Source organism: Actinoplanes sp. NPDC051513 (assembly GCF_044454685.1).
Lineage (GTDB): Bacteria > Actinomycetota > Actinomycetes > Mycobacteriales > Micromonosporaceae > Actinoplanes.
Genome location: NZ_JBITDW010000024.1, coordinates 113,597 through 136,389 on the forward strand (window position 1 = coordinate 113,597; position 22,793 = coordinate 136,389).

Genomic DNA, 22,793 nt, shown 5'->3' on the forward strand with positions numbered 1-22,793 from the left:
GTGTTTCGATGCCTGGCGAAGCAGTGGGGGAGGCGCGGGTGGTCAGCGAGACAACGCAGGAATGGTTCCGGGGACTGGTGCGCGAGACGCAAGCGCGGTTCGGGGAGCTGAGCCGGCTTCAGGAGGAACCCGAGCGGTTCCGGGCGCGGGTCGAGCGCGACGGGGTGATCGTGACCGTGGCGCCCGGAGGCAATCTGGTCGATCTGTCGCTCGAGCCGCCGGCGATGCGGTTGAGCGCCGAGGAACTGGCGGCGGCCATTCTGCGGGCCCAGCGGGAAGGGCTGCAGGAGGCCAACCGGCGGTACGCGGCGGCGGTCGACGAGGCGACCGGACGGACCGTGGATGTGTCGGCGATCGTCGAGCAACGGCTGGACGCGGGCGTTCTGCGCGATGTGTCCGACGAACTGGGGGAGCCGGGCCGCTTCGGGGAGGGACGCTGGTGACCGACCAGGTGCATGTCCAGGCCGAGCGGCTGCGCCGGAGCCGCGACTTCCAGCGCGACCAGGCGAACACGGTCTCCGAGCTCGCCTGCCGGGTGCGCACGACGGCCACCGTCGGCAACGCGTTCGGCAAGATCGGGGCGATGGCCGGGCTCGAGTCGTCGTACCTGAGCTGGGTCGACGGCGAGGCCTCCTCGATGGAGGAGCTCACCCGGATGCTCACCGACCTCTCCGACGGGCTCGCGTTCACCGCCGACGACTACGACGGCGTCGACCATGCCGCCGCCGACCGCGTCGGCCGTTCCTACCGGACCGGGTCATGAGCGGCACCGACGTAGCCGCCGGCTACCAGAACGCCCGCGACACCGCGAGCGCGGTGCTGAACCCCATGGGCGAGGCGATCAACAGCGGCCTCGACTGGCTGCTCACCCCGATCGTCTGGCCGCTGCTGCAGCTCTTCGAGCAGGCGGTCGGCGACCCCGATCAGCTCGATCACCACGCGGGCACGTGGACCACGACGGCTCAGTCGCTGCGCGACCTCGCGGCGGCCCAGCGCGCCGACCTCGACTCGCTCTCCGGGCAGTGGCAGGGCGCGGCGTTCGACGCGTACGCGGCCCGCATACGTGCCCTGGTCCAGGGATTGGAGGAGGCGGCCGACGAGATGGCGCGCACCGCCGACAGCCTCGGCGACAGCGCCATGGACCTGCGCAACGTCGAAGAGATGATCAAGACGATCATCCGCGAGCTGGTCGAATGGCTGGTCATCACCTGGCTGGCCGCGCAGGCGCTCGCGATCGTGACGACCGGCGCGTCCGAGGCGGCGGCCGCGGCGGCGTCGGCAGCCGAGACGGGCATCGCGGTCAGCCGCGCCACCCGGCTGCTCGCCCAGCTGCACCGGGCGCTCGAGGCCTACAAGGCGTTCATGGAGGCGCTCAAGGCTCTCGGCACGATGGGCAAGATCGCCGCGTGGACGCTCAACAAGATGTACGGTCCCAAGCACTGGATCAAGATGGGCATCAAGGCGACGACCGGCCTCGACGGCTCGATCGTCGGCGAGGGCGTGGAATCGCTCGGCGACCTGGTGATGGGCTCGGCCGCCGACGAATACGACGACCGCCGGTCCGGCACCGACGGCGACGGCACCGGCTGGCGGCGCACCATCAGCGGCGTCGTCGACCCGATCGCGGACCGTGTGCCATGACCGATCCCGTGGCCCGGAAATATCAGGAACTGCGGGCGCGGGTCGGCGAGCACCTGCGGCCCGGCGAGACGTTCCGCGGCGCCATCTGGGTCACCCGCGCCACGTCCCGCCCGTCGGCCGGCCAGGTCGCGCGCCAGGAACTGGGCCCGAAGCGGCTGCTGGAGTCGATCGCCTCCGAGGCGGTCGGCATCGACGAGGCGTCGACCGGCCCCGACGCGTACGGCGATGATCGTCGCGGTGTCCTCGACGGCCGGCCCGGCAGCGTCGCCGCTCAGCTCGACGCCCAGGTCCCGCAGCCGACCGCCGCCCGCGCGCTCGCGCTGACCGGCGACCGCCTGATCGTCTTCGAGAAGACGCCCGGCACTCCGGCCGGCCCTTCGACTGGTCCCCAGCGCTCCTGGCTGGCGAAGGCCGGCGACCTGATCCGCAACCGGCCCTCCGCCGAGCCGCTGCCGCCGCTGGTGCCGCGCTGGGAGGTCCCGCGTCGCGCGGTCGTCTCGGCCACGGTCGGCGGCGGCCGCATCCACATCGGATTCGGCGACGGCTCGAGCCTGAGCCTGGTCACCCCCGAGGTCTTGGCGCACCGCTTCGTGACCGCTCTCGATCACTGAGGATCACAGCTCGAAGCGGCTGCCCACCGCGTTGGGGCGGAACGCGCCGGGCAGGGCCGCGGCCAGCGCGTGCTGGGCCTGCCACGACGTGCAGTGGGCCGGGACCAGCACCTGCGGGGCCTCGTCGACCAGGGCGGCGACCGTCTCGGTGAGGATGGGGCCGGGGGCGCGCAGGTGGAAGCCGCCCAGCAGGGCGTAGAGCCGCGAGACCCCGGTGAGCCGCTTGGCGTACCGGATGATGTTGATGATTCCGGAATGGCCGCAGCCGGTGAGGATGACCAGGCCGCGGTCGCGCACGCTCAGCACCACCGCCTGGTCGTCGTGCACGGCCTGGTCGGGCGCCCACACGCCGTCGCGGAACGCCTGATGCGCGGCGGGCATGCCGGTCTCGAACGCGGTGGTGCGGTCGACCTCGCCGGTGACCAGCACGGCGTCGTCGAGCAGGAACGACGGCTGCCGTTCCTCGACGATCGTGAAGCCGGCGCCCTCGATCGCCGAGCGGCTCGGCGTCGGCATCTCGAGGGTGTGGTCGGGCGAGACGATGCGGCGGCGCAGCCAGAAGTCGGGGTGCAGGACCACCGGCACGTTGGTGGGGCCGAGCCGGGCGGCCAGGCCGTTGAGGCCCATCGTGTGGTCGAAGTGCCCGTGGCTGAAGACGATCGCTTCGAAGCTGTCCAGGGGGATGGCGAGCCGGTCGAGGTTGCCGACCAGGCCGTCCCGCGAGATGCCAGTGTCGAACAGGAGGCGGCGGCCGCCGGCCTCGAGCATGGCCGAGAACCCGTGCTCGGCCCGGAGGAAGTCGTAGCTCTGCTTCTCCTCGGCGAGCTCGGCGGGGAGCACGGCCAGCGGGCCGGCCGTCCCGGCGAGCCCCCAGCGGCGCACGAGCCCTTCGTCGGGCAGGAGCGCGTCCGACGAGTTGTCCATCAGCGTCGTGATGTGCACGCCGTCGACCGGCGCGAGGCTGATCTGCTGCACCTTCCGGAGCGTACGCTTCCGAAATCACACCGACGTTCATCGATCCATGGCGGCCCTGGATCCGTATCTCCCCGTGAACGGACCGGAGGTGCCCATGCTCGATCGACTCCTCTCCCGCAGCGGTCCCGAGGTGCCGCCCGATCTCGTCGTGCCGCCTCCGGTCGTCGACGAGCCGACGCAGACGCTCAAGGTGCTGCCCAGCATCCCGCAGCGGGTGGCGGGACGGGCGGTCATCGTCTACGAGCAGGCCCCGCGCCGGCCGTGGCGGCTGTGGGTCTTCACGGCCGTGCTCGTGTCGCTGACCATCGGCGTGGTGCTCGGGCAGGCCCAGGCGTTCCAGCCGGTCTCGCGCCGGCCGAGCGCGCAGGCCGCGGTGGTGCCGCCGGTGGCGCCGAGCTCGACGCCGACGCCCGTCTCGCCGCTGACCGCGCCGCTGGGGAAGGCGAAGGCGCTGGTCTTCGAGGTGACCGGCGCCGCGACCGTGGTGCACGTCGCGAGCGCCGACCTGGGTGGTCAGCTCTACAGCATCGTCGGGATCGGCGGGGGAGCGGCGCCGCGCGTCAGCGACTCGGCGCGGGGGCCGCGCCTCGAGCTGGCGCAGACGGGCGCGGAGGTCCGGCTCAGCAGCAAGGTCGCCTGGACCGTACGCCTCACCGCGTCCGCCACCGACCAGGACGTCGACATGCGCGCGGGCGGCCTGGCCGGGATCGAGCTCGGCGGCGTCACCGCTCGCGCCGCGCTGATGCTGCCGAAGCCGAAGGGGACGGTGAAGGTGACCGCCACCAAGGCGGTGAGCGAGCTGCGCGTGGTCACCGCCGGCGCGGTCCCGGTGCGGCTGCGGCTCACCGCGGGCGCGAACGTCGCGGTGGTCGACGGCAAGACCCACCGCAAGGTCAAACCCCGCACGACGCTCACGCCGGCTGGGTGGCGGTCTGCCAAGTTCCGGTACGACGTGACGACCGCCGCCCGGGTCGGCTCGATCTCGGCCGCACGCCTCTGAATCAGCGCGCGGGGATCGGCTTGTCCTGTTCGTCGTAGGCCACCACGTTCACCGTGGCCCCGTCCTTCCAGTCGCCGGTGCGCCCGGCCGGCGCCGGCTCGGCCACGAACCGCACGTCGCCCTTCTTGACGACCTCCACCTCGGCCAGCTTGCGTCCCGGCACCGCCCGCACCGCGGCGCTGCCGTCGAGCGCGACCTCGGCCCGGGCCGTCCCCGCCGGCAGCAGCCCGAAGACCAGCGGCTGGCCGGTGCCGTGCAGCACGGCGACGTCCAATGTGTACTGGCCCATCAGGCTCGACGCCGCGCACGTGTGCGAGGCCGGCACGCCCCGGCTGCGCAGTTCCAGGCACTCGCCGTGGTCCTTCTCGCGCACCTGCACGACCGCCCACCGCGCCTCGCCCACCGCGCCGTCGGCGAGCAGCCGCGGCTCGCTGCGCTGCTGGAACATGCTGTCCAGCCGGTCGCAGCCGCCGAGCAGCACCAGCGCGGCCGCCAGGGCCAGGATCCGTCTAGTAGACACGAATCTCACCGCCCCGCGTGTCGTGCAGCACGATCGACACGACCGCGGCGTGGTCGCCGGCGCCCGGCACGTGCAGGGCGTAGAGCCGGTTGGCGCCACCGCCGGCCGCCTTGGTCGCCGCCGGCCGCGGTTTCCCGTCGGCCAGGGTGAGCACGACCTCGGCCGCGGCGGCCGGCACGATGCCGAAGAGGATCCAGTCCTTGGTCAGGCCGCCGCCGTCCTCGGCCAACTGCACGGCCTGCCCGCCGGCCAGCCAGCCGTCGCCGCCCGAGACCTTCGGCCACGCGCAGTCCTTCCCGGCCGTCCGCCAGCGGGTGAATTCGTCGAAGTTCGTCTCCCGCTCGAGTCGCGCGCACTCGCCGTTCCCGGACGAGCCGGTGAGCCGCACCCGGTAGTCGCCGCCGGGAAAATTGAACGCGAAGACCGAGCTCTTCCAGTCGGCCGAGCAGTAGGTGAGCCCGCCACCCAGCACGAGCCCGAGGACGACCAGGATTGCGGCGGTGCGGCGGAACGCCGTACGAGAGCGGGATTTTGACTTTGTCGTGGCGACGTCCACGCGCTCACGCTATCGGCCGTCCGCAAGACCCGGGGGGCAACAATGCATTTCCATACGTGGAAATATGACGGGTGGTCCTGCTTCCGACCGGAAGGACGAGCTCCATGTCCGTCACTCCGTTCCACCGCCGGGTCTCGGTCCGGGCCGGCGCCGCCCTCGCTCTGCTCTCCGCCGCTCTCGCCGTCCCCGGGGCGGCCGCCGCCTCGCCCGCGGGCTCGCAGGTGCGCTGGGCCGCCTGCGCCGAGGAGGAGCTGGCCGGGTTCGAGTGCGCCACCACCGCGGTGCCGCTCGACTACGACAAGCCGCGCGGCGCGACCACCACGATCGCGCTCGCCCGGCGCCCGGCCGGCGACCCGGCCCACAAGCTCGGCACCATCTTCGTGAATCCCGGCGGGCCGGGCGGCCCCGGCCGCGGCATGGTCACCGTCGCCGACCAGATCGTCGCGCCCGACGTGCTGGCCCGCTTCGATCTCGTCGGCTTCGACCCGCGTGGCATCGGCGCGAGCGACCCCGTCGAGTGCTTCGGGACCGACGCCGAGGCCGAGGCGCTCTACGCGCAGATGAAGATCGTCCCGCTCTCGAAGGCCGAAATCTCCAGCACCATCCGCGCCAACCTCGAGTACACCCGGGGCTGCGTCGCCAACGCCGGACCCCTGCTCGAGCACATGAGCACGCTCAACGTCGCGAAGGACCTCGACCGGCTCCGCCGGGCGGTCGGCGACGCCAAGCTCAACTACATCGGTTACTCGTACGGGACATTGATCGGCGCCACCTACGCCAACCTGTTCCCGTCCAAGGTCCGCGCCGTGATCATCGACGGGAACGTCGACCCCGATCAGCGCACCAACCACCGGCTCGCGAACAAGTTCGAGCGGGCCGGCGGCTTCGAGATCGTGCTGTCGGCGTTCCTGCGCGAGTGCGACAAGGCGGCCACGACCTGCGCGTTCACCGGCAACGCGCGGGCCAAGTTCGATCGTCTGCGCGACCGGCTGCGGCAGGGGCCGGCCACGCTGCCCGAGCTGGGCACGGTCACCATCGACGACCTGACCGACTTCATCTCCGGCAGCATGTACAACGTCGCGGACTGGCCCGACACCGCGGCCACGCTGCAGTTCGTGTACGACGCCCTGTTCGGCGGCGCCACGGCGTCGACGCTGGCGGTCCGTACGCTGCCGAAGGCCCGGCCGGGCCTGGGGTGGTCGGCGGACGCGTACTCGTACAACGGCAACGACTCGTTCCTCGCGGTGAACTGCGCGGACGCGCCGCTGCCCCGCAACCCCGCGCTGTACCCGGCGATCGCCGACGGCTTCGAGGCGGCGAACCCGACCTTCGGGCGGGCCGAGGCGTTCGGCGAGGTCGCCTGCGCGAACTGGCCTCGCATCGCCGAGCGGTACCACGGGCCGTGGAACAAGCGCACCGCGAAGACGGTGCTGGTGGTGAACCCGAAGTACGACCCGGCGACGCGGTACGACTTCGCCGTGCGGATGACCCGGGAGCTGGGCAACGCCCGGCTGCTGACGCTGGACGGATACGGGCACACGACCCGGTACAGCGCTTGCATCACCGGGTGGTACTCGCGCTACCTGATCGACGGGGCGCTGCCGCCCGCCGGCACGCGTTGCGCGCAGGACCTGGCGCCGTTCCCCGGTTAACTCCGGAAACGGGCCACCGACAGGTCGGCCGGCACGGGGTCGCCCGTGCCGGTCACCGCGCCGGCCGCCAGGCGGGCCAGGGCGGGGGCGATCTGGATGCCGTAGCCGCCCTGGCCGGCCACCCAGAACAGGCCGGGCGCGGCGGGGTCGGCGCCGGTCACCGGCTGGCGATCCGGCGCGAAGGTGCGCAGGCCGGCCCAGGCGGTCTGCACCGAGCGCAGACCCAGGGTGGTCGCCTCGTTGACGCGCTCGATGGCCAGCGCCACGTCCTCGTCCTGCGGACGGGCGTCGCAGGGCTCGCTCGGTGTCTCGTCGGCCGGGGAGACCAGAACGCCGGCTCCCTCGGGGCGGAAGTAGAACGTTTCGCCGACGTCTCCGATCAGCGGCCAGGAGCGGTCGACGTTCGCCGCCCTCGCCACCGCCGCGGTGCGTCGCATCGGCTGAAGACCGATCGGCGGCACGCCCAGCGCCGTCGCCACCCGGTCGGCCCACGCGCCGGCCGCGTTGACCACCCTCTCGGCCACGACCGGGCCGGCCGCGGTGTCGAGCAGCCATCGGCCGCCTTCGTGCCGGCCCTTGTGCACCGCGGCGTCGAGGACCACCGTGGCGCCGCGCCGGCGGGCGCCGCCCAGGTAACGCTGGTGCAGGCCGAGCACGTCGATCTCGAAGGCGTCCGGCTCCAGCAGGGCGGCGGCGCACCAGCCGGGTCTGATCGCGGGGCAGTGCTCGGCCGGCTTCGCCGCGATCAGCGTGGGCTGGGCCTTCGCCATGGCGTCCAGGCGGTCGAGCTGGTGGGGTGGTGCGACCCAGAGCATCGGGCGCGGGGTGAGCAGGCCGTCGAAGTCCGGGCGGGAATCGGTGGTGAGCCGGCGGACCCGCGGGCTGCCGTAGCTCTCCAGGAACATTGCCGCCGAGCGGCCGGTGGTGTGGTAGGCGGGTTGGCTCTCCTGCTCGAGCAGCACCACGGTCGCGCCGGCCGAGAGCTCGTAGGCCACCGAGACGCCGGCCATGCCCGCGCCGATGACGGCGACGTCAGCTTCGATCTCCATGGCTCATTCTGCGTCCGGCGAACAGCGAATCGGCGAAACTCGTCCACTGACCCCACAGGTCGATGGCGCGAGGATCACCTGCCGTTCTTCGACCGGGACGCGTCCGCCATCACCTACGACCGCTGGCACGGGCAGCGTCTGCTCGACCGGGACGGGATCGCGGCGGCGTTTCCGCTCGGGTTCGGGCTGTCCTACACGACGTTCGCGCTTTCCGATGTGGGAGCTTTCGGCGGTCGAGGGCGAGACCTTCAGCGCGACCGTGCGGGTGACCAACACCGGTCCCCGGGCCGGGCGGCACGTCGTTCAGCTCTACGGCACGCCCACCGCTGCCGACTTCCCCGGCCGGGTCCTGCTCGGCTTCGCGCCGGTGTCGCTCGACGCGGGCGCTGCGATCTCGCTTGTCGTCACGGGCTCGACGCGGCCGTTGCAGCGGTGGACCGACAAGGGCTTCGAGCCGGTGCAAGCCGTCGTCCCGGTAGAGGCGGCGGCCTGGTCCGGCGTCCCGCCGCGGCCACGGGAACGCTCACGTTGTAGCCGGCCCGCCGCGCTGGCTGGCCCGCCGGCCCGCCGCGCTGGCTGGCCCGCCGGCGCCCCCCGCCGGCACGCGGCTTTCTGGGCTGCGTTTGCCGCCTGCCTGCGCCGGGACGGTCAGGGGATCGGCGGTCCTGTCTGCTTGATCAGCTGGAGGCTGTCGAAGCGGTAGAACTCGCAGCCGCCTTCGGCGCGGGCGTGCATGTAGAAGGAGTGCACGCCCGTGGGGGTGGTGGCCAGGCCCAGGCGCAGGCTCGACTGGTACCACTGGGCGCAGCCGCCGCCGGCCGGGTTCAGGGTGAGGAACGGGGTGGCGGTCGGGCTGTCCAGGCGCAGCTCAATGGTGCCGGCGCCGGTCGCGCAGGAGCGCCACGTGGCGAAGCCGCTGGTCTGACCGGGCGCGCCGAAATCGACGCTGTCGAAGCGGAGCCAGTCGCCGGCGGAGAAGGCGATGGCGTGACCGCCGGAGGCGTTCGCGTCGGCCAGGACCCGGACGCCGAGGGTGGCGTCGAAGCTCTCGGCCTCGATCAGCGAACCGAAGGGGCGGGTGGGGCTCGCGGCCGCGGCGGGGGTCGCGGCCACCAGCGTGAGCAGGGCGGCGCCGACGATGGCGGACAGGAATCTGACGGGCATGACGCTCCTTCGCTCGTAACGTCTCGCCGGGCAAGTATCGACCATTGTCGATGCTCGCCCGGCGCGGGAACTCAGAGGACGGTGCAGGTGGTGCCGTTGAGGGTGAAGGCGGCCGGCACCGGGTTGCTGCCGGTATAGCTGCCGAGGAAGCCGAACGACTGCGACCCGCCCGCGGCGATCGAACCGTTCCAGGAAGCGTTCGTCACGGTCACGGCCGTGCCGCTCTGGGACACCGAGCCGTTCCACAGCTGCGCGATCGTCTGGCCGCCGGCGAACGACCAGGCCAGCTTCCAGCCGCTGATCGCGCCGGCGCCGGTGTTGGCGATCTTCACGTCGCCCTGGAAGCCGCCGGGCCAGTTACCGGTGACCCGATAGGTGACCGCGCAGGCGCCGGTCCCGCTCGTCGGGGAGGTGCTGGTGGTCGGTGATGTGCTGGTCGTCGGGGAGGTACTGGTCGTGGGCGAGGTGCTGGTCGTCGGGGAGGTGCTGGTCGTGGGCGAGGTGCTGGTGGTCGGCGACGACGAGACCGTGGGCGACGTGGTCGTGCCGATCTTGGTGGGGTCGACGACGCCCCAGTAGGCCGACTTGGCCTGCAGGCGCGTGTCGAACAGCAGCGGGGCGTCCTTGCGGGCCACGGGGTAGGTGTCCAGCCAGGTGTTGTCGTCGGCCAGGCCCCACAGCGTCACCGAGGTGATCGCGCTGGCGTATTTGCGGAACAGCGCGAACATGTCGCGGTACACGTACGCCTGTTGCAACAGCCGGTCCGCCGGCGGCGTCGGGAAACTTTCGCCGCTGTTCGTGTAGATGCTGACGTCCATCTCGGTGATCTGCTGCTCGACGCCGAGCGGGACGAACTTCTGGATCATCGCCTCGGTGTCGGCCATGGACGGCCAGCTCACGTTGATGTGCATCTGGTGGCCGACGCAGTCGATCGGCACGCCCTCGCCCTTGAGCTGGGACACCAGGGCGTAGAGCTTGTCCCGCTTGGCGGCGACGTTCGTGTTGTAGTCGTTGATGCAGAGTTTCGCGCCCGGCGCCACCTCCCGCGCCACCCTGAACGCGGTGCGGATGTAGTCGAGCCCGGTCACGTTGTACCAGCTGCTGCGCCGCAGCCCGTCCGACTGGTTCTCGTCGATGACCTCGTTGACCACGTCCCAGGTGCCGATGGTCGTGCCGTAGTGGGCGGCCACGTTGCGGATGTGGTTTTCCAGCCGCGACAACAACAGCGTCTTGTCGGCGGCGGTCCCGGTCATCGCGGTGCCGTCGGCGCGGGTGAAGACCCAGGACGGCGTCTGGTTGTGCCACACCAGCGTGTGCCCGCGCACCTTCATGTTGTGGGCTTTCGCGTACGCGATGAGCGGGTCGGCCTGCGTGTAGGTGAACGTGTTCTCGCTCGGCTCGGTGGCATCCCACTTCAGCGCGTTGCCCGGGGTGACCGAGTTGAAGTGCATGGCGAGCAGGTCACCGTGCAGCGTGACGGTCTCGGCGCCGGTGATCGCCGCGCCGACCGGGAAGTTTGTCACGACGTCCTTGACCGAGGGGATGTCGGTCTGGATCGGCAGCGCCGGGACGTAGCTGATCGCCACGTCGTCGAGGTACAGCGAACCGGTGGTGGACGCCGTCTCGACGTACACGTGCAGGAAATCGACGTCGGCGGCGAGCGTGTAATGCCCGACGAGGTTGACCCAGTTTCCGTTGCTGACCGCCGTGTTTCCGACGACGGTGTCGTAGGAGGCCGTGTCGCCGCTGCGTCGCTCGACGCTGAGCCGGGCGTTGTCGGTGCCGTCGGCCATCCGCACCCAGGCGGAGATCGTGTACGAGGTGCCCTTCTCGAACGTGCCGAGCACGTCGAGCGAGGGGCCGTTCCAGGTGGCCGTGCGCCCGGTGACCGAGAGGCTGTGCGTCCCGCCGTGGGCGACCGTGGTGCTGTTCGCCAGGACTTCGGCGTTGCGGCCGGTCCAACCCTGGACAGTGCCGTCCTCGAAGGTGCTGGTGAGCACGGTGACCGGGGCGGGATCGTCGGCTGCGCTGGCGACCGTGGTGACGGTGACTGCGGCGATCGGGGCCGCGACCAGGACGGTGGTCACGGCGAGCCGCGCGAGAGCGCGCATCTGCGGGGTCCTTCGGGGGCCAAGGGTACGCGGATGAGAAAGTGACGCTCATCGTGACATGGGAGCGCTCCCATCACAACCGTCAGCCCAGCGGCGCCCGGATGAGGAACGAGCACCCCCGCACGTCGCCTGGCTCGACCCGCATCTGTTCGTCGACATGCCGCACGAATTTTCCGCGCTGCCCGAGCGCCTCCAGCGTGGCCGACCCCCGCACAAACCCACCCCGCACGCAGAACGTCGCCTCCCGGCGGAACGCGGCGCTCCGGTCGGCGACGCCGACCCCGAGACCGCCCGACGCGTCCCGCAGGAACCGTCCGTCGGCCGCCCGGAACGAAAAACAACCCTCGCCCGCGAGCCCCGGCACCGCCACGAAGGTCGCCGCCCGCCGCGCCGTGAACTCGCTGCCCGCATCCACCGCGACGAGCGCCCCCGCGTCACCATCCACCGCGACGAACCGCCCCGGGCTGTCCGCCGCCTCGAGCGACAGCGGCCCGCCCGTGAGCAGCTCACCGCGCCGGGGCGGCGGTGGCGGCGGCCCGCACGCCACCTCGGCGGGCGCCGAAACCGTCCACCCCGCCGCGATCGCGACGACCCCCAGCGCCAGCGCCACCACGCTCGCGATCACCGCAACCGGATACGCCCGGAACACCCCGATAACCCGGGCGATACGAGCGGCGAAAGTTTCTCTGTCGGCCTGAGGCAACGCGATGTCCCGATCCGTGGGCTGTCCCGGATCGTACGAAAACCACCCCAAACCTTCAAGACGTCCACACTCGACATCTCAGACGTGGTGGCGCCAGCTGTGCTGTGGCTCGTACCCCAGAAGCCTCTTCGCCTTGTCGATCGACAGCATGGTCTCGTGTTCGCCGAGTTCCTTGCGCACCTCGACGCCGGGGTAGACCTCGGCCGCCAGGCTCGCCGAGGAGCGGCTCATCACGGTGTCGGCGTTGGCGATGACGAAAATTTCCACGCCCGTCGCCTGGTAGTCGAGGGCCTTTCGCACCGCCTGGGCGCCGTCGCGGGCGTCGATGTAGCCCCACAGGTTCCACTTGCGCAGCTGCGGGTCGGCGTCGAAGGACGGAAACTCGGCGTAGTCCTCGACGTCCATGACGTTGGAGAAACGCAGGCCGATCATTTTCAGGTCGGGGTTCCAGCGGCAGAACTGGGCCGCCATCGTCTCCTCGAGATGCTTGGCCAGGGAGTAGCGCGACTCGGGGCGGGCTGGATACTCCTCGTCGACCGGAATGTACGGCGGCGGGGTGTCGAACGGCAGGCCGAGGACGGTTTCGCTCGACGCCCACACCACGTTCGTGATGCCGGCGGCCTTCGCGGCGGCGAAGACGTTGTAGGTGGCGATGATGTTGTTCTGGAACGTCGCCGCGTTGCCGGTGATGCCGGGCGCGGGGATCGCGGCCAGGTGCACCACCGCGTCGATGCTGTCGTACCGGTCGTCGATCGCGGTGAGCGCCTCGATCGTCTGACCGTAGTCGGTGAGGTCGATCCGGATGTCGGGCCGCTGCGCCGCCGCATCCAGGTTGATCACCTCGTCGCCGCTCGCCCTGAGCCCGGCGACGACGGCCCGGCCGAGCTTGCCGGTGCCACCGGTGACCGCGATCCGCATGATGCCTCCCGAAAAAGTCTTGATCGAGAGAAAGCCTAGCGATGAGTTCCGGACCACGAGCCGGTCTGTACCGGCAACAATCCAAGCGAGGAGCGGAAAGATGAGCTACGCGGACGTGAACGGCATCAACCTCTACTACGAGACCTACGGCGAGGGCCGCCCGCTGGTCCTGCTGCACGGCGGCCTCGGCTCGGGCGAGATGTTCACCCCGATCCTGCCCGCGTTCGCCGCGAACCGGCAGCTCATCCTGCCCGACCTGCAGGGGCACGGCCGCACCGCCGACGTGGATCGGCCTCTCGACGTACGCGTCATGGGCGACGACATCGCGGCCTTGATCGACCACCTGGGTCTCGACCGGCCGGATGTCGTGGGTTATTCGCTCGGCGGCGGGGTCGCCATGCAGGTGGGTTTCCACCACCCGGAGAAAGTCGGGCGTCTCGTCGCGGCGTCGGCGGGCATCCGGCGCGACGCGACATACCCGGAGATTCTTGCGCAGCAGGGACAGGTGGGCGCGGCCGCGGCCGAGTTCATGAAGGAAACCCCGATGTACGAGCTGTACCAGCGGGTCGCGCCGCGCCCCGAGGACTTCCCGCGCCTGCTCGACAAGATCGGCGCGGCCATGGCGAAGGACTTCGACTTCACCGAGCAGGTCCGGGCGCTCTCGGTCCCCACGATGATCGTCGCCGGCGACGCCGACATGTGCCCGCCGAGCCATTTCGCCGAGGTGTTCAAGCTGCTCGACGGTGGTCTGCGCGACGGCGGCTGGCAGGGCGAGGGCCGTCCGGCGGGCGGTCACGCGCTGGCGATCCTGCCCGGCGTGACCCACTACAACCTCTTCATGTCGCCGCTGTTCCCGGCCGTCGTGCTGGATTTCTTGAAAGACAAGTAATTTGACTGATGCTGCCGCACGTGGCTCCGGTCACAGTCATCACATGAGTGAACCGAGCAGAGTCGCGATCGTTACCGGAGGCTCGCGCGGCATCGGCCGTGAGGTGGTCGAGCGGCTCGCCCGCGACGGATACTCCGTGGTGATCGACTACGCGGGCGACAAGGCCGCCGCGGACTCCGCCGTGGCCGAGATCTCCGCGACCGGCGCCCAGGTCTTCGCCGTGCAGGCCGACGTGGCCGACGAGATCGCGATCCGGTCGGTTTTCGACCAGGCCGAACAGCGGTACGGCGGCGTCGACGTGGTCGTGCACTGCGCCGGGATCATGCCCCTCGCCCCGCTCGCCGAGCTCGACCTCGACGTCCTCGACCGGGTGCTGCGGACCAACGTGCGCGGCACCTTCGTGGTCGACCAGCAGGCCGCCCTGCGGGTCCGCCCCGGCGGCGCGATCGTCAACTTCTCCAGCTCGATCACCCGCTTCGCGCGGCCGGGCTACACGGCGTACGCGGCCAGCAAGGGCGCGGTCGAGGCGATGACCCTGATCCTGGCCCGCGAGCTGCGCGGCCGCGACATCACGGTCAACACCGTCGCGCCCGGGCCTACGGCCACCGACATGTTCCTGACCGGCAAGTCCGACGAGCTGATCGCCCGGATCGCGGCCGAGCCTCCGCTGGAGCGCCTCGCGTACCCCGGCGACGTGGCCGAGGTGGTGGCGTTCCTGGCCGGCCCGGGCCGCTGGGTCAACGGGCAGGTCCTCTACGTGAACGGCGGCGCGATCTGAGTCCTCAGGGGCCGGCTTTCGCCGAGCGGGTGCGGGCCGCCTTCCGTCGCGGCGACAGCGACGAGGTGGTGCGGATGAGCCAGGCCGAGCTCACCCGCGCCCGCGCCACGGGCGACCGGCCGAACGAGGTGGAGGCCCTCTACGCACTGTCGCGGGTCGCTGCCCGCGGCGGCGACCTGCCCGGCGCCGAGCGGCTGGCCGGCGAGGCGCTCGTGGCCGCCATGCGCGCCGGCGACCGCCGCCTGGAGGAGCGACCCCGGCACGTTCTGGCCGCGGTCGCCCGGCTGAGCGGCGACCTGCTCCGCGCCCGCGACCTGTACAAGGCGAGCATCGCGCTCAACCGGTCGCTGGGTAACGCCGAGACGGTCAACTCGGAGTACCACAACCTGGCCTTCACCGAGCTGCGCCTGGGCAACGTCGAGGTCGCCCGGGAGCTGTTCGCCGCGGGGCGGCGGGAGGTGTTCCGCGAGGGCTGGGACGCGTTCGTCCCGTACATCTGCGTGGCGGGCGCGGCTCTGGCGTCGGCCGAGGGCGAGCATCGCCGGGCCGCGTTCATGACGGGAGTGGCCGACAGCGCGTTCGCCGCGCTCGGCCAGGTCCCCGACCCGGACGACGCGGCCGAGCTGGCATCGGTCCGCGCCGCGGCGGTGGACGCGCTGGGCGAGGAGGCATTCGCCGCGGAGTACGCCCAGGGTCGCGTCGTGCCGCCCCGGGAGGCCTTCCCCGGTTGACGCTTCTCCGCGCGCCGCGACCTGAACAGCATTGTTGCCGGTGGCACTGGTCGGTGGCGGAGGCCTTGATTCAGCCGCGGTCAGAGCGCGGGCGCGACCGGCTTGATGTAGCGGCGGCACGGCACGCGGATGCCGGTGGCCACGTAGTCGAAGCTGCCGTCGTCCTTCCAGCCCGAGCGCTCGTAGAAGCGGCGGGCCCGCGCGTTTCCGGGGACCACGGCGAGCCAGGCCGTCTCGTGGCCGTTGGCGGCCACCAGGCGCTCGCCCTCGGTCAGCAGGACGTCGGCCACGCCGCCGCCGCGGAACGAGGCGTCCAGGTACACCTGCTCGACCTCGTCGGCCACGACCATGACGAAGCCGGCGACGACGCCGCCCACCTCGACCACGGTGGTGTCGGGGACGCGGCCGGCGGCGCGGGCGCGGAACGAGTCGGGGGTCCGGGCCGCGATCAGCTCGTCGGGGACGTTGCCGAGGTGGCCGTCGCGCCAGCCGGCCTGCCAGATCGTGGCTATGCGCGGGGCGTCGGCGGCGCGGGCTCGGCGCAGCGTGACCGGCGGCATGTGCAGCAGGTCGTGCAGGCGGGCGGTCAGCGTGGCCAGCCGCTCGTGGGTGGACGGGTCGGCGCTCGGCGACAGCCGGAAGCCGGCCAGGCGCGAATACACCGCCTCGAACCGCGATCGGGCCGCGCTCAGGGCCTCGTCGTCGGTGGCGTCGGCGGACAGGCAGGCGGCTATCTGCCACATGCGCTGCTGCCAGGCAAAACCGGCGCGGCTCTCGGCGGCGAGCAGCGTGGACAGGTCGGTGGCGGCCCGGCGGGCGAGATCACGCGTGGTCATGGGGGACCCCCGGCGCGTCGGCAAAAGAACACCGTGGCAAATCGCGGCGGCCGGCGGCAACCCCGTCCCGGACAAAAGCGGGCAGAACCGGCCAGGAAATCGGGGTTCCGACACTTCATAGATCTCGATCTATGGGAGGGGAAACATCTATCGACGTCCATCGCTAACTACGGGGGTAAGTGATGTTGAGACGGCTTGCCGCGCCCGCGGCACTTCTCGCTCTCGCGCAATTCCTGGTGGCAACGCCGGCGTCGGCCGAGGCGCCCGACGCCAAACCGAAGAAGCCCGTCGTGGCCCCGGCGGGGCCGGGTCCGGTCGACCGCGCGCTGCCCATCTCCTCGACGCCCGGGCACGGACTGGCCAAAGGGGAGCGGCCTCCGGTCGTACCCCCGGGGATCAAGGCTTCGGGAAAGCCGGAGCATGTCGCGACAACAAGGCGAGCGAAGCCACAGATCCGGGCGCTGGACGCGTCGACGACGCCGGGCGCGGGCGCGCGGGACGTGCTGCTGCGGTCCGGGTTCGCGATCGCCGACACGTCGCTCGTGCTGTATTTCGACTCCGACGACACGGCGGACTGGCAGACCTGGAAGGCGACCGTCTACGACCCGGCGACCGGCACCGCGCAGGAATCGGCGCCACTGGGCGCGGCCGACCTCGTCAGATGCACCACGCCCCGCGACTTCTGCCGCACGTTCGGCGCGACCGACGGCTGGGTGCTCGAGGACGGGCACGAGTACTTCGCGACCGTCACCGTGACCAAGAAGGACGCGGCCGAGGTCGTCTCCGACCCGACCGCCAACGCCAAGGCGCGGGCCACGATCGACCCGCCCGCCATCCCGGCCGACCAGGCCGCCGGCTGCGCGTGCGGCAACGTGCTGCACCCGACCGCGGTCGGGCAGGCCGTGCGCGGCGGCGGCGTGAACACCGGCACCGGCTCGTTCACGCTCTCCTCGAACGACCTGCGGATGGCCGGCTTCGGCGTCACCTTCAACGCCGTGCGCCGCTACTCGTCGACCAACACCGGCGCCGGATCGATGGGCCTGGGCTGGGCGTGGAGTTACGACGTGCGGGTCATCCCGCCGGCCGGTGACGCGACCGCGGTGACCGTGCGTGCCGACGACGGCGCCCAGGTCACCTACACCCGCAACGAGGACGGCTCCTTCAAGCGGCCGGCCGGCGTGCGCTCGAATCTGAGCGCCACCGGCGCCGGCTGGAAGCTGGTCACGCCGGCGCAGATCACCTACGCGTTCGACGGTTCGGGCCGGCTCACCTCGGTGAAGAACAGCCGCGGGCTGGGCCTCACGCTCGCCTACACCGCGACCCAGCAGACGATCACCGACGCCGCCGGGCGGGTGGTCACCGTGGACCTCGGCAGCGACGGCCTGATCCGCAAGATGAGCCTGCCGGACGGGCGAAACGTCCGATACGGCTACACCGGCGGGCAGATGACCGCGGCGACCGACGCTGATGGAAATACCTGGAAATACCAGTACATCGGCACGTTGCTGTCGCGGGTGATCGACCCCGAGCAGCGCACCCAGGTCAGCACCACCTATCAGAACAACCGGGTGATCAGCCAGACCGACGCCCTCGGCAAGGTCACCACGTTCTCCTGGAACGCCGGCAAGCAGGAGGCCACCACCACTGACCCGGACGGGGTCGTCTACTTCGACGGCTACCGCGGCAACGTGCTGGTGTACAGCCAGAACGGCAACGGCGACACCACCAACCAGCGCTACGACCAGCAGATCGATCCGACGCTGCTGGTGGACGCGAAGGGCAACCAGACGGTGTCGGCGTACGACGGCGCCAGCAACATGATCAGCCAGGCCGCGCCCGAGCCGTTCAACTACACGGTCGGCAACACCTTCGACCCGCACAACAACCTGACATCGCACACCGACGGGCTCGGCAACACGTCGACCTACGGCTACAACGCCTTCGACGAGATCGAGCGGATCACCGACTTCGGCGACAACACCACGATCCTGACCGTCGACGACCGTGGCCTGGTCACCGCGGTCACCGACCCCAGGAACGAGAAGACCACCTTCACGTACGACGCGGCCGGCAACCTCACCGAGCGGGCCACCCCGCGGGGGGAGAAGACCGGTTTCGGGTACGACCAGGTGGGCCGCCCGGTCAGCGAGACGGACCCGCGCGGCACCGTCGCGGGCGCGGACCGGGACGACTTCACCACACGGTACGTCTACGACAACCTCGATCGCCTGCGCAAGACGTACGACCCGGGCAAGCGGCAGCCGTGGATCACCGATTACGACGACCTCGGCCAGCTGTCGCGCGCGGTGGATCCGCTCGACAACGCCACGACGTACACGTACACGAAGGTCATCGGCCGGACCGCGAGCGTGACCGATCCGACCGGGTCGAAGAGCGAGTACACCTACACCGCGGCCGGTCGTCGCTCGTCGGTCACCGACGCCCTCGGGGGCAGGACCACCATCGCGTACGACAACCGAGGCAACCTGTCGACCGTGGTGTCCCCGCGCGGCAACGTGAAGGGCGCGAACGCGGCCCAGTTCACCACCTCCTACACGTACGACTTCAACAACAACCTCGTACGGGCGCGCCGGCCCTACCCGGGCGGCGGGTTCGTCACCGTCGACGCCGGCTTCGACGAGATGAACCGGGGCGTGACCAGCACCGACGCGTTCGGCAAGGTCACCACCACGAAGTACGACAACAACCACCAGGTGACCTCGACGGTCGACCCGCTCGGGCAGGAGACCTCCTACACGTACGACGACAACGGGCGGCCCACGGCGGTCACCACCGCGGGCGGCAGCACGCTCCGGTCCGACTACGACGCGGCCGGCAACCCGATCGCCCGGACCACCGGGACCGGCGGGAAGACGACGTGGACGTACGACGACGACGGCCGGGTGGCCGCGGCGGTCGAAGCGCGCGGCAACGCCGACGGGGCGAACGCGGCCGACTACACCACCACGTACGCGTATGACCCGGCCTCGAATCTCACCACCGTGACCGACGCGCTCGGCGCGACCACGAAGTTCGGCTACAGCGCGGTGAACAAGGTGGTCAGCAACACCGACCGCGACGGCAACACCGCCACGCTCGGCTACGACGACGCGAACCGGCTCACCAAGGTCGTCGCTCCCGGAAAGGCCACGACGAAGTACGAGTACGACCGCGTCGGCCACGTGGTCAGGCGCATCGACCCCAACGGGCACCTCGGCCGGTACGGCTACGACGCGCTCGGCCGGGTCGCCACGGTGACCGACGGGATCGACCGCACGTCGAGCTACGCCTACGACGCCGAGGGCAACATGATCCGCTACACCGCCCCCGGCCACGGCGACGATCTCAACGGCGACGACACCGCCGGGCGCAGCATCGTCAACACCTACGACCTGCTCGGCCGCCAGGTCGGCCAGGACCAGGGCGCCGGCAGCCTGATCTACGCGTACGGCTACGACGCCGACAACCGGATGACCAGCATGGCCGACGCCAACGGGCTGCGGACCATGTCCTACGACGCGGACGATCAGCTCACCCGGGTCAGCCGGGACGGGCAGGACTTCTCGTACGGCTACGACGCCGACGGCAACGTCACGTCGCGCACCTGGCCGGACGGCACGAAGATCGCCGCTTCCTTCAACGACGCCAACCAGATGACCTCGCTGTCCGCTTCGGACGGGGTGGCGGCCGGTGGTGTCAGCTGGTCCTTCGGGTACGACGTCGCGGGCCGGCTCACGAAGACGACGATGCCGGGCGCGGTCACCGAGCGCTCCTACGACCGGGCCGGGCGGCTCGACGATCTCAACACCACCCAGGGCGGCGACGTGCTCGCCCGCTACCAGATCACCCGGGACCCGGCCGGCAACCCGACCGCCATCACCACCACCCGGGGCGCCGCGACGCAGGACGTGCGGTACGGCTACGACGCGGCCAACCGGGTGACGTCGGCCTGCTACAACGCTTCTGGATGCGCCGACTCGGTCAGCTACAGCTATGACGGGGCCGGCAACCGCCTCACTCAGAAGCTGACCGGCACCGCCGGTTCCGGCACGACGAAGTACTCCTACGACGACGCTGACCAGTTGGTGGAGGCCTACAACCCGGAGAAGTCCGGCGGCAGCACGATCAAGTTCCAGTACGACTCGCAAGGCAACATGATCAAAGCCGGGCCGGACTCGTTCGCCTACAACCTGGACAAGACCATGGCGTCCGCGACCGTCGGCGGCAAGCAGGTCAGCTTCAGCTACGACGGCCAGGGCCTGCAGATCGGCGCGATCTCGGGCGCCGGCGCCGACGTGGCGACCCGCACCTGGAAGCACGACATCAACGGCACGATCCCGTCGCTCGCGCTCGAGACGATCAGCAAGGGGGATTCCAGCACGACGCGGGGCTTCCTCACCGACGCCGGCACCTCGCCGCTGGCCATGCTCACGTCGGACGGCGCCGCGAGCTACGTGCCGGACTGGCTGAACGGCGTCGCCGATGTGCTCGACGACAGCGGGGCCGTGCTGGCGGCGTACGATTACGACCCTTATGGAAATGTCCGCACGAATGGGACAGCTTCCTCGATCGTCGGCGCCGGAACCGACAACCCGGTGAAGTTCGCCGGCGGCTACCAGGACGGCCAGCTGGGCGCGCAGTACTCGTTCCCGGCCCGCACCTACGACCCGTCCACCGGCCGGTTCGGCAGCACCGACCCGGTCGCCCGGCCGCTTCGGGCGGGCGCGGCCTCCACGTACGGCTACGTCGAGGGCCGGCCCACGGTCCTGCGCGACCCGTCCGGCGCCAGCTCGGACCCCGACCACGACGCCGCCGAGGAACTGGCCCTCGAACAGCTGGATCCCCGGTACGGCCCGTGGAACGTCTACGCCGCCGACGTGCCCGGCCGCCGGCAGCTGCGCGGCATCAGCACCGAGATCTGCATCCCGACGTTCGACCCGCAGCCCGGCGAGCCCGCCAAGAGCTGCCCCGACATCATCGCGCGGTTCGGGGCGCAGACCCTGCTGTGGGAGGTCAAGCACGGCACCGACCAGCTCTCGGCCGGTCACCGCACCCAGCCGATCCGCGAAGTCTTCAACGCCAACCAGGTCAACCGCTACCTGCGCTCCCTGAACGCGGCGGGCTGGCCGAACCCGCGCCCGGGCCCGGACATCGTGCCGGCCAGCCGGGTCGACTCGCGGGGCACACTGACGATCTTCTCGAGAGTCGACTGGGCGTCCTGGGCGCGACCGGGGGCCCGGCCGACCACCGATCCGGCCAACGCATCCGGGATCATCTACTACTTCCGGGTCCCGCCACCGCCGGTACCGACCGGCAAGCCCACCGGACGCCCCACGCCGGGCGCCACGGAGGAGCCGACCGAGGAACCGACCGCCCGTCCGGCTGACAAACCCGTGCAGGCGCCGGTGGACGAACCGGTGATCGCCGGGTCGTTCCTGGAGGACGCGCTGCTGATCGTCGCCGCGGTCGCGGTGGTGGCGTTGGTCATCGTGTTGTTGCCCGAGGAGATCCTGGTCGGGGCGGCGGTCGCCCTGTTCGGCTGGGCAATGTCCTGGTAGTTCGACGGTGACGCGCGGCCCGGGGTATCGTCCCGGGCCGCGCGGTCCTTTCGGGAGGTGGTCCACATGGAGATGCCGCAGGCGGAGTTCGACGCGGTCGACTACTTCGTCCACGAACGGGGCCGGGCCCCCGCCCCGCCGCCGCAGCTGGCCCTCTACCTCGACTACGGCCACGCCGGCCTGGCCGAGGTGTTCCCCCAGTTGCTCGACGACCTGGCGGCCACCGCGCCCGGCGTGCGTCCGGTCGCGGCGGGCTGGGCGCTGTCCCGCGAACCTTCCACGGGCACCGACACGTGGACCAGCGACACCCTCGACCGGGTGATGGCGGCGCTGCGGACCGGCCGGGTCGAGATGCTGCAGATCTCGTTCGCCGACGCCGAGGACCGCCGCTTGTCGCTCGCCCTCGACGCGGTCCCGTCCGATCCTTCGGCCGGCCAGGGTGTCTCGGCGAGCTCGGCGCAGCTGTGGACCCCTTCGACCGCCGAGTCCCTGCTGGATCTGATCGGGCGGCAGCGCGGCCTGCGTACCGCGGCGGTCACCTGGGACCGCACCGGGCTGCACAGCTCGGCGTGGGAGCTCTGGTACGACGTCCTGCCGCACGAGATGGTCCGGCACACCCGCGACCACGTGCGCGGTTACTACTGGGCGACGCTGCTCACGGCCGGCCACCTGGCCCGCCTGCCGGATCTCCGGCAACGCGCGGAGGCGGCAGACTTCGTCGTGGTCCCGCTGGGCGACGGCCTTCTCGTACGGGATCCCGCGCCCATCACCGACTTCGACGACACCCGTCTCGCGGCCGCCAAACAGCTGTACCGGCCGGTCCTGCTCGACCGCCAGTACATCTGCTACCAGGGCTACCCGCTGCGCATCATCCGAGACCCGGGCACGGCCTTCCGCAGGGTCCCGCCCGGATCGCCTTTCCCACAACTGACCTGATGCCGCTCAAGGTGTCTGGCTCCCGCCGCGGCGGCGGGCTCGGTACTCGGCTACCACCAGCTCGGTCAGCTCCTCCAGGGTCACCTCCGAGGTGGGTTTGTCGAAGGTGATGGTGCCGTGTTGGAGCAGGTTGACTCGGTCGCAGACGTCGAGGACTTGGGCGTA

The 22,793-nt window shown here is 71.2% G+C and carries 21 protein-coding genes; 12 read left to right on the forward strand and 9 right to left on the reverse strand.

The features are described from left to right. Positions 1 to 8 precede the first annotated feature (8 nt). From ACIA5D_RS42075 to ACIA5D_RS42090, 4 genes are read left to right on the forward strand one after another with little or no spacing between them, the layout of a single operon-like run. On the forward strand, positions 9 to 443 hold the full coding sequence (locus ACIA5D_RS42075) for a YbaB/EbfC family nucleoid-associated protein (protein WP_396036192.1): 435 nt from the start codon (positions 9 to 11) through the stop codon (positions 441 to 443). Further along, positions 440 to 763 (forward strand): type VII secretion target, encoded by a 324-nt coding sequence (locus ACIA5D_RS42080; protein ID WP_396036193.1) that lies wholly within the window; start codon positions 440 to 442, stop codon positions 761 to 763. Before ACIA5D_RS42075 ends, ACIA5D_RS42080 begins: the two co-directional genes overlap by 4 nt. Then, the gene (locus ACIA5D_RS42085; protein ID WP_396036194.1) at positions 760 to 1,641 is read left to right on the forward strand and encodes a WXG100 family type VII secretion target; all 882 of its coding nucleotides are present in this window, start codon (positions 760 to 762) and stop codon (positions 1,639 to 1,641) included. The genes ACIA5D_RS42080 and ACIA5D_RS42085 overlap by 4 nt, the downstream gene beginning before the upstream one ends. Further along, the gene (locus ACIA5D_RS42090) at positions 1,638 to 2,252 is read left to right on the forward strand and encodes a hypothetical protein (protein ID WP_396036196.1); all 615 of its coding nucleotides are present in this window, start codon (positions 1,638 to 1,640) and stop codon (positions 2,250 to 2,252) included. The genes ACIA5D_RS42085 and ACIA5D_RS42090 overlap by 4 nt, the downstream gene beginning before the upstream one ends. Positions 2,253 to 2,255: 3 nt before the next feature. Here ACIA5D_RS42090 and ACIA5D_RS42095 read toward each other — a convergent pair whose 3' ends face one another. Beyond that, positions 2,256 to 3,227, reverse strand: a complete 972-nt coding sequence (locus ACIA5D_RS42095) for an MBL fold metallo-hydrolase (protein ID WP_396036198.1) — start codon at positions 3,225 to 3,227, stop codon at positions 2,256 to 2,258. A 94-nt stretch (positions 3,228 to 3,321) separates the two neighbouring features. On the opposite strand from ACIA5D_RS42095, the gene ACIA5D_RS42100 reads away from it, so the two are divergent. Beyond that, positions 3,322 to 4,227 carry a hypothetical protein gene (locus tag ACIA5D_RS42100; protein WP_396036202.1) on the forward strand — a complete coding sequence of 302 codons (906 nt, stop codon included), beginning with the start codon at positions 3,322 to 3,324 and terminating at the stop codon, positions 4,225 to 4,227. Between the two features lies 1 nt (position 4,228). Here the strand turns inward: ACIA5D_RS42100 and ACIA5D_RS42105 are convergent, their stop codons facing one another. Next, complete coding sequence (locus ACIA5D_RS42105) at positions 4,229 to 4,747, reverse strand: hypothetical protein (RefSeq protein WP_396036204.1); 519 nt, start codon at positions 4,745 to 4,747, stop codon at positions 4,229 to 4,231. Further along, positions 4,737 to 5,303: a hypothetical protein gene (locus tag ACIA5D_RS42110; RefSeq protein WP_396036207.1), complete on the reverse strand. Its 567-nt coding sequence runs from the start codon at positions 5,301 to 5,303 to the stop codon at positions 4,737 to 4,739. Before ACIA5D_RS42110 ends, ACIA5D_RS42105 begins: the two co-directional genes overlap by 11 nt. 104 nt (positions 5,304 to 5,407) lie before the next feature. Here ACIA5D_RS42110 and ACIA5D_RS42115 point away from each other — a divergent pair, with 104 nt between their 5' ends. Beyond that, on the forward strand, positions 5,408 to 6,955 hold the full coding sequence (locus ACIA5D_RS42115; RefSeq protein WP_396036208.1) for an alpha/beta hydrolase: 1,548 nt from the start codon (positions 5,408 to 5,410) through the stop codon (positions 6,953 to 6,955). Here the strand turns inward: ACIA5D_RS42115 and ACIA5D_RS42120 are convergent. Continuing rightward, the gene (locus ACIA5D_RS42120) at positions 6,952 to 8,004 is read right to left on the reverse strand and encodes an NAD(P)/FAD-dependent oxidoreductase (protein ID WP_396036210.1); all 1,053 of its coding nucleotides are present in this window, start codon (positions 8,002 to 8,004) and stop codon (positions 6,952 to 6,954) included. The two genes, ACIA5D_RS42115 and ACIA5D_RS42120, sit on opposite strands and share 4 nt — an antisense overlap. A 214-nt stretch (positions 8,005 to 8,218) precedes the next feature. Between ACIA5D_RS42120 and ACIA5D_RS42125 the strand changes: the two genes are divergently transcribed. Beyond that, on the forward strand, positions 8,219 to 8,707 hold the full coding sequence (locus ACIA5D_RS42125; RefSeq protein WP_396036212.1) for a hypothetical protein: 489 nt from the start codon (positions 8,219 to 8,221) through the stop codon (positions 8,705 to 8,707). Here ACIA5D_RS42125 and ACIA5D_RS42130 read toward each other — a convergent pair. The 4 genes from ACIA5D_RS42130 to ACIA5D_RS42145 form a co-directional block, all read right to left on the reverse strand. Beyond that, positions 8,653 to 9,168 (reverse strand): carbohydrate-binding protein, encoded by a 516-nt coding sequence (locus tag ACIA5D_RS42130; protein ID WP_396036213.1) that lies wholly within the window; start codon positions 9,166 to 9,168, stop codon positions 8,653 to 8,655. The genes ACIA5D_RS42125 and ACIA5D_RS42130 overlap by 55 nt on opposite strands. 71 nt (positions 9,169 to 9,239) lie before the next feature. Continuing rightward, on the reverse strand, positions 9,240 to 11,279 hold the full coding sequence (locus ACIA5D_RS42135; protein ID WP_396036215.1) for an endo-1,4-beta-xylanase: 2,040 nt from the start codon (positions 11,277 to 11,279) through the stop codon (positions 9,240 to 9,242). 82 nt (positions 11,280 to 11,361) lie between these two features. Continuing rightward, a complete protein-coding gene (locus tag ACIA5D_RS42140) occupies positions 11,362 to 11,904 on the reverse strand; it encodes an AbfB domain-containing protein (protein ID WP_396036216.1) in 543 nt (180 codons plus the stop codon). A 156-nt stretch (positions 11,905 to 12,060) separates the two neighbouring features. Next, positions 12,061 to 12,900: an NAD-dependent epimerase/dehydratase family protein gene (locus ACIA5D_RS42145; protein WP_396036218.1), complete on the reverse strand. Its 840-nt coding sequence runs from the start codon at positions 12,898 to 12,900 to the stop codon at positions 12,061 to 12,063. Between the two features lie 100 nt (positions 12,901 to 13,000). Between ACIA5D_RS42145 and ACIA5D_RS42150 the strand changes: the two genes are divergently transcribed. From ACIA5D_RS42150 to ACIA5D_RS42160, 3 genes are all read left to right on the forward strand, one after another. Beyond that, a complete protein-coding gene (locus ACIA5D_RS42150; protein WP_396036220.1) occupies positions 13,001 to 13,789 on the forward strand; it encodes an alpha/beta fold hydrolase in 789 nt (262 codons plus the stop codon). 43 nt (positions 13,790 to 13,832) lie between these two features. Continuing rightward, positions 13,833 to 14,567, forward strand: coding sequence for an SDR family oxidoreductase (locus ACIA5D_RS42155; protein ID WP_396036221.1), 735 nt, complete (start codon positions 13,833 to 13,835; stop codon positions 14,565 to 14,567). Between the two features lie 74 nt (positions 14,568 to 14,641). Then, positions 14,642 to 15,298, forward strand: coding sequence for a tetratricopeptide repeat protein (locus ACIA5D_RS42160; protein ID WP_396036223.1), 657 nt, complete (start codon positions 14,642 to 14,644; stop codon positions 15,296 to 15,298). A gap of 80 nt (positions 15,299 to 15,378) precedes the next feature. On the opposite strand, the gene ACIA5D_RS42165 is transcribed toward ACIA5D_RS42160, so the two are convergent. Next, entirely contained in the window at positions 15,379 to 16,134 is a 756-nt protein-coding gene (locus ACIA5D_RS42165) for a GNAT family N-acetyltransferase (RefSeq protein ID WP_396036225.1), read from the reverse strand. A gap of 182 nt (positions 16,135 to 16,316) precedes the next feature. On the opposite strand from ACIA5D_RS42165, the gene ACIA5D_RS42170 reads away from it, so the two are divergent. Further along, positions 16,317 to 21,692, forward strand: coding sequence for an RHS repeat-associated core domain-containing protein (locus ACIA5D_RS42170; RefSeq protein ID WP_396036227.1), 5,376 nt, complete (start codon positions 16,317 to 16,319; stop codon positions 21,690 to 21,692). Positions 21,693 to 21,758: 66 nt separating this feature from the next. Next, entirely contained in the window at positions 21,759 to 22,628 is an 870-nt protein-coding gene (locus ACIA5D_RS42175) for a hypothetical protein (RefSeq protein WP_396036229.1), read from the forward strand. Positions 22,629 to 22,793: the final 165 nt, after the last annotated feature.

What these genes read in the sequence shown, in the direction of transcription:
- ACIA5D_RS42165 (WP_396036225.1), bottom strand. Translation starts at nt 16,134, where the DNA reads ATGACCACGCGTGATCTCGCCCGCCGGGCCGCCACCGACCTGTCCACG.
- ACIA5D_RS42125 (WP_396036212.1), top strand. Translation starts at nt 8,219, where the DNA reads ATGTGGGAGCTTTCGGCGGTCGAGGGCGAGACCTTCAGCGCGACCGTG.
- ACIA5D_RS42130 (WP_396036213.1), bottom strand. Translation starts at nt 9,168, where the DNA reads ATGCCCGTCAGATTCCTGTCCGCCATCGTCGGCGCCGCCCTGCTCACG.
- ACIA5D_RS42150 (WP_396036220.1), top strand. Translation starts at nt 13,001, where the DNA reads ATGAGCTACGCGGACGTGAACGGCATCAACCTCTACTACGAGACCTAC.
- ACIA5D_RS42175 (WP_396036229.1), top strand. Translation starts at nt 21,759, where the DNA reads ATGGAGATGCCGCAGGCGGAGTTCGACGCGGTCGACTACTTCGTCCAC.
- ACIA5D_RS42075 (WP_396036192.1), top strand. Translation starts at nt 9, where the DNA reads ATGCCTGGCGAAGCAGTGGGGGAGGCGCGGGTGGTCAGCGAGACAACG.
- ACIA5D_RS42085 (WP_396036194.1), top strand. Translation starts at nt 760, where the DNA reads ATGAGCGGCACCGACGTAGCCGCCGGCTACCAGAACGCCCGCGACACC.
- ACIA5D_RS42100 (WP_396036202.1), top strand. Translation starts at nt 3,322, where the DNA reads ATGCTCGATCGACTCCTCTCCCGCAGCGGTCCCGAGGTGCCGCCCGAT.
- ACIA5D_RS42155 (WP_396036221.1), top strand. Translation starts at nt 13,833, where the DNA reads ATGAGTGAACCGAGCAGAGTCGCGATCGTTACCGGAGGCTCGCGCGGC.
- ACIA5D_RS42115 (WP_396036208.1), top strand. Translation starts at nt 5,408, where the DNA reads ATGTCCGTCACTCCGTTCCACCGCCGGGTCTCGGTCCGGGCCGGCGCC.
- ACIA5D_RS42090 (WP_396036196.1), top strand. Translation starts at nt 1,638, where the DNA reads ATGACCGATCCCGTGGCCCGGAAATATCAGGAACTGCGGGCGCGGGTC.
- ACIA5D_RS42135 (WP_396036215.1), bottom strand. Translation starts at nt 11,279, where the DNA reads ATGCGCGCTCTCGCGCGGCTCGCCGTGACCACCGTCCTGGTCGCGGCC.
- ACIA5D_RS42120 (WP_396036210.1), bottom strand. Translation starts at nt 8,004, where the DNA reads ATGGAGATCGAAGCTGACGTCGCCGTCATCGGCGCGGGCATGGCCGGC.
- ACIA5D_RS42170 (WP_396036227.1), top strand. Translation starts at nt 16,317, where the DNA reads ATGTTGAGACGGCTTGCCGCGCCCGCGGCACTTCTCGCTCTCGCGCAA.
- ACIA5D_RS42145 (WP_396036218.1), bottom strand. Translation starts at nt 12,900, where the DNA reads ATGCGGATCGCGGTCACCGGTGGCACCGGCAAGCTCGGCCGGGCCGTC.
- ACIA5D_RS42160 (WP_396036223.1), top strand. Translation starts at nt 14,642, where the DNA reads ATGAGCCAGGCCGAGCTCACCCGCGCCCGCGCCACGGGCGACCGGCCG.